Source organism: Streptosporangium sp. NPDC023615 (assembly GCF_040640155.1).
Taxonomy (GTDB): domain Bacteria; phylum Actinomycetota; class Actinomycetes; order Streptosporangiales; family Streptosporangiaceae; genus Streptosporangium.
The window spans coordinates 96,425-107,118 of the sequence record NZ_JBFABE010000017.1; the positions used below are offsets into that span (position 1 = coordinate 96,425).

The 10,694-nt window shown below is 73.5% G+C and carries 2 protein-coding genes; both read left to right on the forward strand.

Features of this window, described 5'->3' with window-relative positions:
- Positions 1 to 259 precede the first annotated feature (259 nt).
- Positions 260 to 7,312 (forward strand): amino acid adenylation domain-containing protein, encoded by a 7,053-nt coding sequence (locus AB0G16_RS15650; RefSeq protein ID WP_362804783.1) that lies wholly within the window; start codon positions 260 to 262, stop codon positions 7,310 to 7,312.
- Entirely contained in the window at positions 7,312 to 10,545 is a 3,234-nt protein-coding gene (locus tag AB0G16_RS15655; protein WP_362804786.1) for an amino acid adenylation domain-containing protein, read from the forward strand. The genes AB0G16_RS15650 and AB0G16_RS15655 overlap by 1 nt, the downstream gene beginning before the upstream one ends.
- The last annotated feature ends 149 nt before the right edge of the window (positions 10,546 to 10,694 follow it).

Sequence of the window (10,694 nt, forward strand, 5' to 3'; positions counted from 1 at the left end):
CGTGGGGGAATCCGGGGCGAACGATTCGCGGGTGAGCGGAACGCGATACGGACGGGACGCGGCGTGAAGGGAACGGCGCGCGAGCGGAACACCGCATGAACGAATCGTGACTTCAATCCTGATTTTCGTTGATCTCAACTGGCTTCGGCAGATATGCATGGATGTCAGTTATCCCGACGAAGGGGAAGTGGTCGTGTAGCGATCCGGCGCGTTCCTCGCCGCGGAGCGTGCCCGACTCCCCGCGGAAAGTGAGATCTGCGTGACCTCCTCGCCTGGCCCATCCCCCAGCAGCACCGAGCTCTCCGAGGCCAAGCGAGCGTTGCTGGAGAAACGGTTACGCCGCCGCGCGCCGGATCCGGCGTTCACGATCCCCCGGCGGGCGGCGGGGCAGGTGGCTCCGCTCTCGTTCGGGCAGGAGCGGTTGTGGTTCATGGACCGGTTCGCCCCGGGCACCGCCGCGTACACGATCCCGATGACGCTGCGGCTGAGGGGCCGGCTGGACGTGGCGGCGCTGGAGCGGGCCGTGGGGGCGGTGATCGCCCGGCACGAGAGTCTGCGGACCCGTTTCCCGTCCGACGAGGACGGCCGCCCGTCGGCGGTGGTCGAGGAGCGGGTGGAGGTCCCGCTGGAGCGGGCCCGCGCGGCCGACCTGCGGGAGGCGCTGCGGCTGGTGAGCGACGCGGCGGCGGCGCCGTTCGACCTGTCGTGCGGGCCGCTGCTGCGGGTGCTGCTGGTCCGGGTGGACGGCACCCCGGACGCCGGTGACGCCCGTGACGCCGGCGAGCCCCGCGACGGCCACGAAACTCCCGACGCCCCGGAAGCCCGTGACACCCCCGGCGTCCGTGACGTCCGTGACGTCCGCGGGGCCGGGGACCCGGGCGACGCCCTCGGGGCCGGGGACGACCAGGACGCGCAGGAGCACGTGCTGCTGGTGGCCCTTCACCACATCTGCGGGGACGGCTGGTCCGCCGACATCCTGGCCGAGGAGCTGGGAGCCTGCTACGCGGGGAAGGAACCGCCCGCGCCCGCGCTGCAGTACGGCGACTACGCGCTCTGGCAGCGGGAGCGGCCCACCTCGGAGGCGAGCCTGTCGTACTGGCGGTCGCGCCTGACCGGGGTGGCGCCACTGGAGCTCCCGCTGGACGGGCGGCGGCGGGGCGAGCAGACGTTCGCGGGTGCCTCCCAGGGGTTCTCGCTGAGCCCCGGGCTGACGGAACGGCTGACGCGGTTGGCCCGGGAGTCCGACGCGACGCTGTACATGGTGCTGCTCGCGGCCTACCAGGTGCTTCTGGGACGCTACGCGCGCCAGGAGGACTTCGCGGTCGGCTCCCCGGTGGGCGGACGGCCCCGCCGGGAGCTGGAGAGCGTGATCGGCATGTTCGTGAACGTGCTGGCGATGCGGGCCGACCTGTCGGGCGACCCGACGTTCTCGGAGCTGCTGGCACGGGTCAGGCGGACCACGCTGGAGGCGTACGAGCACCAGGAGCTGCCGTTCGAGCAGCTCGTCGGGGAGCTGGGCGTCGAGCGGGACGTGAGCCGCTCGCCGGTGTTCCAGACGGTCTTCGCGCTGCAGAGCTACGGCAGCAGGCAGCCGGCGCGCTGGCCGGGGCTGGAGGTGGAGCCGTTCGAGTTCGAGGCCAGGGCGACGCGGTTCGATCTGGAGCTGTTCCTGACCGAGCAGCCGGACGGCATGGGCGGGTTGTTCGTCTACAACCGCGACCTGTTCGACGCGTCCACGGTGGAGGGGATGGCCGCGCAGTTGCGGACGCTGCTGGAGGCGGTCGTCGCCACCCCCGCCGCACGCGTCTCGGAACTGGACGTCCTGTCGGCCGAGGAACGGGAGCGGGTGCTGGCGTGCGCGCCGGGGCCGGGTGAGCCGTACCGGGACGGGGCGACGCTGGGTGGGATGTTCGAGGCGCAGGTGGCGCGGACGCCCCTCGCGGTGGCGGTGGAGTTCGAGGGTGAGCGCCTGACGTACGCGGAGCTGGAGACGCGGGCCAACCGGCTGGCGCACCGGCTCCGCGAGCTGGGGGTGCGGCGCGGTTCGCTGGTGGCGGTGTGCGCGGAGCGGTCGATCGAGCTGGTGGTGGCGCTGCTGGGCGTGGTGAAGGCGGGCGGGGCGTACGTGCCGCTGGACCCGGACTACCCGCCGGAGCGGCTGGCGTTCATGCTGGCCGACGCGGCCGTGCCGGTACTGCTGGCACAGCGGGCGGTGCTGGAGACGCTCCCCGAGCTGCGGGACGCGGCCCTGGGCGGCACGAACGGTCCTGACGGCACGAACGGCCCTGACGGCCCGGGCGGCCCCGGCGTGGTGACGGTGGTGCTCGACGAGCCGCTGGACGGGCCCGGCACGCCGCCGGAGCCGTCGGCGGCCTCGGCGACGTCGGCGGACGCGGCGTACATGATCTACACCTCGGGGTCGACCGGACGGCCCAAGGGGGTGCCCAACAGCCACGCGGGCATCCGCAACCGGCTGGGCTGGATGCAGGAGGTCTACCGGCTGACCGGCGACGACGTGGTGCTGCAGAAGACGCCGGCGGGTTTCGACGTGTCGGTGTGGGAGTTCTTCTGGCCGCTGGTGACCGGCGCGCGGCTGGTGCTTGCCCGTCCCGGCGGGCACCGGGACGCGGCGTACCTGCGCGACCTGATCGTGCACCGGAAGGTGACGACGACGCATTTCGTGCCCTCGATGCTGGCGGCGTTCCTGGAGGAGGAGGGCGTCGAGGCGTGCGGGTCGCTGCGGCGGGTGGTGTGCAGCGGCGAGGAGCTGCCCGCCCACGTGGCCGGGCGGCTCTTCGACCGGCTGCCGGGCACGGAGCTGTACAACCTGTACGGGCCGACGGAGGCCGCGATCGACGTGAGCCTGTGGCGGTGCCGTCCGGGTGACGACAGGGTGCCGATCGGGCATCCGGTGCGGAACACGTCGCTGTACGTGCTGGACGGGCATCTGCGCCCGGTGCCGTTCGGGGTGCCCGGGGAGCTGCACATCGGCGGGGTGCAGGTGGCCATGGGCTACCACGCCCGGCCCGGCCTGACGGCCGAGCGGTTCGTGCCCGACCCGTTCGGGGAGCCGGGATCGCGGCTGTACCGCACCGGTGACCTGGCGCGGCTCCGCCGTGACGGCGCCCTCGAGTTCCTGGGGCGGATCGACCACCAGGTGAAGATCCGGGGGCAGCGGATCGAGCCGGGCGAGATCGAGGCGGCGCTGCGCGAGCTGCCCGGGGTGCGCGAGGCCGTGATCACGGTACGGGAAGACGGCGCGCCCGGAGACCGGCGGCTGGTGGCGTACGTGGTCCCGGCCTCGGACGGCGCGACCGGCTCGGCGACCGGCTCGGCGACCGGCTCGGCCAGGGCGGCGGACGGGCCGACGGCCGGGGCGGGCAGCGGGGCGGCGACGGACGGGGCGGAGCTGCGGCGGGCGTTGAAGCTGACGCTGCCCGAGCACATGGTGCCCTCGGCGTTCGTGGTGCTGGACGCGCTGCCGCTGAGCCCGAACGGCAAGCTGGACCGCGCCGCGCTGCCCGCGCCGGGCCGGCCCGCCGAGACGGCGGAGCCCGGGGCCGAGCCCCGGACGCCGGTGGAGCGGGCGATCGCCGAGATCTGGCGGGAGCTGCTGGGCGTGGAGTCGGTCGGCGCCGACGGGGACTTCTTCGCGCTGGGCGGTCACTCGCTGGTCGCGATCCAGGCGGTGGCGCGGATGCGCAAGGCGCTGCCGACGGTCGGGGGCCGGGCGGTCGGGGTGATGGACCTGTTCAAGCACCCGACGGTGCGCGAGCTGGCCGCGCTGGTGGAGCGGCCCGCGGGCCCGTCGGGGCCGCGGAGCCTGCTGTACGAGCTGACCGCGCCGGGACCGCGGCTGATGACGTACGTGTGCGTGCCGTACGGCGGCGGCAGCCCGCTGATCTTCCAGCCGCTGGCCGACGCGCTGCCGGACGGGTGCGCGCTGCACGCGCTGGCCTTCCCCGGGCACGACCCGGGGCTGCCGGACGAGGAGACCCGGCCGTTCGAGGAGGTCGCGGACCTGTGCGTGCAGGAGATCCTGGCGAACGTGGAGGGCCCGCTGGCGCTGTACGGGCACTGCGGCATCGGCGGGGCACTGGTGGTGGAGGTGGCGCGGCGGCTGGAGGCGCGGGGCCGCGCGCTGGAGGCGGTGTACATCGGCGCGATCTTCCCCTTCGCCCGGCCCCGGGGGCGGATCGCCGGGCCGCTGGCGCGGCTGACCCGCTACGACCGGTTGCGCGGCGACCGGGTGTACGAGAACCGGATGAAGTCGATGGGCACCGACATCTCCGGGCTGGACGACGAGCAGGTCCGGTTCATGGTGCGCAACCAGCGACAGGACACGCTGATCGCGGAGGAGATCTTCACGCGGGCGCTGGCCGAGCGGGTGGAGCGGCTGCGGGCGCCGGTGATCTCGGTGGTGGGCGAGCAGGACCCGACGACCGACTACTACCTGGAGCGCTACCGTGAGTGGCACTTCCTGAGCGACACGGCCGCGCTGGTGATCCTGGATGAAGCCGGTCACTATTTCCTGAAATATCGGGCGGCTGAGCTGTCGGAGATCCTCACCAACACGCACATCGCCATCGGGTACGGGGCCGCGGACACCCTGGACCGGCCCTCCCGCGGCCCGGTGGCGGGCTGGTGGGTCGAGGAGGTCTCCGTCCGCTCCCCGGAGCCGGAGGAGGCCGATCCGGCGACGGCCACGACGACGGCCACGGCCACGACACCGACGACGACCACGGTCACGGCCACGACACCGGCGACGAGGACCGCGCCGGCGAGAACGACACCCGCGAGAGCCGCGAGGCCCCCGGGCTCCACGAGCTCCGCGGGCTCCACGGGCTCCGCGCGGAAGGCGCCACCGCCCAGCCTGCGGCGGTTCCTGATCGTCTCGGTGTTCCAGCTCGTGTCGATGGTGGGCACCGCGGTCACCGACTTCGCGATCCCGGTGTGGATCTACCTGACCACCGGGTCGCTGGTGGACTTCGCCCTGTTCGTGGTGCTGTCGATCATGCCGGGCGTGCTGATCGCGCCGCTGGCCGGAGCGCTGGTGGACCGGTCGAGCCGGCGCACGATGATGATCCTGGGCAACTGCATGGCCGGGGGCACGCAACTCGTCCTGGGCGCGCTGTTCTGGACCGACACGTTGCAGATCTGGCACATCTACCCGCTGACGGCCTGCCTGTCGATCGCGTTGATCTTCCAGCGGCTTGGCTTCACCACCGCGCTCCCCCAGCTCGTCCCCAAGGAGTACATGGGGCACGCGGCCGGGGTGGTCCAGATGGTGATCGGCACCGCGCAGTTCGCGGCGCCGCTGCTGGCCGTGGCGCTGCTCTCCACGATCGGCCTGGGCGGCATCCTGGTGGTCGACGTGGCGAGCTTCGTGCTGGTGCTGGTCGCCCTGCTGGTGATCCGCTTCCCGGACACGATGGCGCACTCGCCCAGGGAGCCGCTCTCCAAGGAGATCAGGCAGGGCCTGCGGATGTCGATCGGCAACCGCCACCTGCGGGCGGCGATGATCTACTTCGCGACGCTCAACGTGATGCTCGCCGCGCTGCTGCTGTCGATCACGCCGCTGGTGCTGTCGTTCTCCACGCTGACGGTCGCCGGTCAGATCTCCTTCGTCGGAGGGCTGGGCGGGGCGGTCGGCGGCATGGTGATCGCGCTGTGGGGCGGTCCCCGGCGGCGGCGGATGCGCGGGGTGCTGCTGGCGACGCTGGCGCTCTCGGTGTTCGCGGTGATCACCGGCCTGCACCCCTCCGCGCTGGTGGTGGGGATCGGCGCGTTCGGCCTGTGGGGCTGTCTGTCGATCGTCAACGGCACCTTCCTGACGATCATCCACACCAAGGTGCCGCAGCGCTTCCACGGCCGGGTGCAGTCGCTCAACCAGATGGTGTCGTGGTCGACGCTGCCGATCGGGATGGCGGTGGTCGCGCCGCTGGGCGAGCGGCTGCTGAACCCGTTGATGATGCCCGAGGGGGCGCTGGCGCCGACGGTGGGCGCGGTGATCGGCGTCGGCCCCGGCCGCGGCGTGGCGCTGATGTACGTCGTGCTCGGCCTTGGCATCGCGGTACACGTGCTGATCTCGATGCGCACCCGGGTGCTGTCCACGTTCGACGACGAGATGCCCGACGCGCCGCCGGACGACCTGGTGGGCGCGCAGATCCTGCGCGAGCGGACGGGCAACCGGGTGAGCGTGTCGTGGACCGCCCCGGCGTTCGCCAAGGCGATCACCATGCCGCTGCCGGTGGAGAGGGCACGGGCGCTGCTGCGCGGGCCGTGCCCGGACGTGGAGGTGCGCGGGGTGAGGCTGCGCACCGGCGGGGAGATCAGCGCGGTGTACGAGGTCGCGTGCGCCGACCGGGACCTGATCGTGAAGATCTACCCGAACGTGCTGGCGGCCCGGCTGCACAAGGAGGTGGGCGTCTACGAGCTGCTGCGCGGCAGCGGCGCCGCGTGCCCGGAGGTGGTCCACTGGGACGACTCGCGGCGCGAGCTGCCCTACCCGTACTCGGTGATGACGAAGGTGGCCGGGCGTCCGCTGTCGGAGGTGTCCTCCGGGCTGTCGAGCGAGGAGATCGCCCCGCTCTACCGCGAGATGGGCCGGACGCTGCGGGCGATCCACGGCGTGCGGGTGGAGGCCTTCGGGCCGATCGAGGGGCCGACGGAGCCCACCAACGACGCCTGGTTCGGCGCGCGGACGCAGACGCTGCTGGCGCAGTTCGTCGACTTCGGCGGGGAGGCGGAGCTGCACGCGGAGCTGACCGCCCGGATCGGGCGCGACCGGCACCTGCTGGCGCGCTGCACCGAGCCGGTGCTGTGCCACTACGACTTCCACGAACGCAACGTGATGGTCGAGAGAACGACCGGCTCGAACGGAACGGCCGGCCTGAACGGCTCGACCGGAGCGAACGGCTCGCACGGAGCGGCCGGGTCGAACGGCCTCAACAGGGCGAACGGCCTCAACGGAGCCGACGGCCTGAGCGGCCTGAACGGCCGGAACGGATCGGGCGCGGCGGACGGGCCGCTGCGGCTGACCGGTGTGATCGACATGGAGAACGCGCTGGGCGGCGATCCGCTGATGGACCTGGCGCGGACCGACTACTTCGCGGTCAGGGGCGACGAGGAGCTGCGGCGCCACCTGCTGGAGGGCTACGGGGACCTGCCGGACGACTGGGCCGAGCGCCTGGCCCTGTACCGGCTCTGCCACGCCCTGGAGCAGTGGCACTGGCTGGCCACCCTGGGCGAGACGGCCGCCCTGCCCACGATCGCCGAGCAGCTCCGCGAATGCCTGAAGGAGAAAGTGTGATGGACGTCTTCCCCGCCTCGTTCGCCCAGGAGCGGATCTGGTTCCTGCACGAGCTCATGCCGGAGCTGGCCGTCTACAACATCGCCTGGGTCTCGGAGCTGACCGCTCTGCGACCGGTGGATCCGGAGCTGCTGGAGCGGGCGCTGGAGACGCTGGCCGGCCGGCACGAGTCGCTGCGGACCGCGTTCGAGCTGCGCGACGAGCGGGTGGTGCAGACGATCGCGGGCCGGGCGCCGGCCGCGCTCGCCAGGACGGACCTGTCGGGCCTGGCGCCCGAGGCGGCCTCGGCGGAGTTCGAGCGGATCGCCGCCGAGGACGCGCGCCGGCCCTTCCGCCTGGACGCCGCCCCGCTCTGGCGGGTGCGGCTGGTGACGCTGGGCGGTGGGCGCCGGCGGCTGGTGGGCGTCATGCACCACACGGTCTTCGACGCCTGGTCCTCCGGGGTGTTCTCGCGGGAGCTGGCCGAGATCTACCTGGCGCTGCGCGAGGGCCGCGCGCCGGAACTGCCCGAGCTCCCGATCCAGTACGCCGACTACGCGGCCTGGCAGCGTGACCGGCTGGGCGGCGGCGAGCTCGACGCCGACCTGGCCTACTGGCGGGAGCGGCTGCGCGGCAGCGTCCCGCTGGAGGTGCCGGGCGACCGGCCGCGCCCGGCGCAGCTGAGCTACCTGGGCGACGCGCTGGACTTCACCGTCCCCGAGGAGCTGTCGGCGCGGGTGGGCACACTGGCCAGGGAGCGGGGCACCACCCCGTTCATGGTGCTGCTGACGGCGTTCTCGGCACTGCTGGCGCGCTGGAGCGGGCGCACGGACGTGGTGGTGGGCTCCCCGGTGGCCGGGCGCGAACTGCCCGAGCTGGACGGGCTGATCGGCATGTTCGTCAACACGCTGCCGCTCCGCAGCGACCTGGGGGGCGACCCGTCGTTCGCCGAGGCGCTGGACCGGGTCCGCACCACCGTGCTGGAGGCGTTCGACCACCAGAACGTGCCGTTCGCGAAGCTGGTGGAGGTGGTGGACCCGCCGCGCGACCCCGGCAGGACGCCGCTGTTCCAGGTGGGGTTCAACCAGGTCGCGGTGGACGGGCGCGGCCGGTACGGGAACGGCACCTCCCAGACCGACCTGACGATGGAGCTGCACAACCCCGAGGGGGCGCTGGAGGGCTGGATCGAGTACAGCACGGACCTGTACGACGAGGCGACGATCCGCCGCCTGGTGTCGGGCTTCCTGACGCTGCTCGGCGCCGCCGTGGCCGACCCGGGGCTGCCGCTGTCGCGGCTGCCGCTGATGGACGGCGCGGAGCGGGAGCGGGTGCTGTCCTCCTGGCACGGGCCCGCGCCCTCCTACCCGGAGCGCTGCCTGCACGAGCTGATCGCCGAGCGGGCGGGGCGGGCGCCTGACGCGCCCGCGGTGGTCTGGGGCGAGGGCGAGCTGACGTACGGGGAGCTGGAGCGGCGGGCGGGCGTGCTGGCCCGGCGGCTGCGCGAGCGCGGCGTGCGGGCCGAGACCCCGGTCGCGGTCTGCCTGCCGCGCGGCCCGGAGCTGCTCGTGGCGCTGCTGGCGGTGCTCAAGGCGGGCGGCTGTTACGTGCCGCTGGACCCGGACTACCCGGCGGACCGGCTGGCCTTCATGCTCGCCGACTCGGGCAGCCCGCTGCTGCTGACCCGCTCGACGATGGTGGAGCGGCTGCCGCCGGACCATCCCCCGGCGATCCTGATGGACGCGCTGCCCATGAACGGCGGGCCCGTGCTGGAACCGGAGCCGCTCTCCCCGGACGCGCCCGCGTACGTGATCTACACGTCGGGTTCCACGGGGAGGCCCAAGGGGGTGGTGGTGCCGCACCGCGGGGTGGTGAACCTGGTCACCGGGTTCGGCTTCACCGAGCGGGAGCGGATGCTGCTGCTGACCTCGCTCTCGTTCGACATCGCGGCGCTGGAGATCTTCGGCCCGCTGACCGCGGGGGGCGCGGTGGTGCTGGCTCCCCCGTACGGGAACGGCGGGCTGGCCGAGCTGGTGACGCGGGCCGGGGTGACCACCGTGCAGGCGCCGCCGTCGGTGCTGGAGGAGATCGTGGAACGGCTGCCGGCCGGGCTGCCCCGCGTCTTCAGCGGCGGGGAGCCCCTGTCGGTGGCGCTGGCCGGGCGGATCAGGCGGGTCGCCGGTGAGCTGTGGAACCTCTACGGGCCGACGGAGACGACGATCTGGTCGCTGGCCTACCGGGTGCCCGACGACGCGGAGTCGATGTCGATCGGCACGCCGGTCGCGGGCACGACGGCGTACGTGCTGGACGAGCGGATGGAGCCGGTACCGGCCGGGGTGGCCGGGGAGCTGCTCCTGGGAGGCGACGGGGTGGCCCGGGGGTACCGGGGGCGGCCCGGCCTGACCGCCGAGCGCTTCGTCCCCGACCCGTTCTCCCGGGTGCCCGGGGCGCGGCTCTACCGCACCGGCGACCTGGTGCGGCGGCTGGCCGACGGCACCCTGGAGTTCCTGGGACGCGCCGACGACCAGGTGAAGGTGCGCGGGGTGCGGATCGAGCTGGGCGAGGTGGAGGCGGCGCTGGCGGCGTACCCGGGGGTGCGCCGGGTGGTCGCCGCGGTCCGCGACGACGCCCCCGGCGGCCGGGCACTGGTCGCGTACGTGGACATGGCCCCCGCCGGCGCGACCGCCACCGTGACCGGTGGCGACGGCGGCGACGGCGGCGACGGCGCGGAGGCCGCGGCCGTGGCGGGCGGCGTGGCGGGCGGGGTGCCGTCCGGGGAGCTGCGGGCGTTCCTGGCGTCGCGGCTGCCCGCCACGATGGTGCCGAGCGTCTTCGTGCCGCTGGGGCCGGTGCCCCGGCTGCCCAACGGCAAGCTCGACCGCTCCGCGCTGCCCTCCCCCGCCGGCGCCGACGGTGCCGCGGCGGGCGCGACGGCCCCGCCCGCGGCTCCGGTCACGGCGAGCGAGGAACTGGTGCACGAGATCTGGTGCGAGGTGCTGGGCCGCAAGGGCTTCGGTATCGACGACGACTTCTTCGAGGTCGGCGGGCACTCGCTGCTCGGCACCAAGGTGGTCGCCAGGATCTGCTCGGCGGTGGGGATCGACCTTCCGCTCAACGCCCTGTTCGACACGCGCTCGGTCCGCCGTCTGGCCCTGGTGGTGGAGGGGACGCTGGCGGCCGAGATCGACCGGCTGACCGACGAGGAGGCCGAGCGGATCGCCGACGACTACGACCGGGATGACCGGGTCGTGAACTGACAGCCGAAATAGGCATTTCGGCCACTTGCTTTCGGTCAACGCGCCATGACGTCAGGTGACCGTCCGGCTCCCCTGTTCGCGACAGAGGGAAGTGGTCGGTCACCTTCCGTCTAACCAAGCACTGTGACCTGCGGTGATTCTGGACGGTC

Coding starts and splice junctions, on each gene's coding strand:
- AB0G16_RS15655 (WP_362804786.1), top strand. CDS start 7,312: ATGGACGTCTTCCCCGCCTCGTTCGCCCAGGAGCGGATCTGGTTCCTG.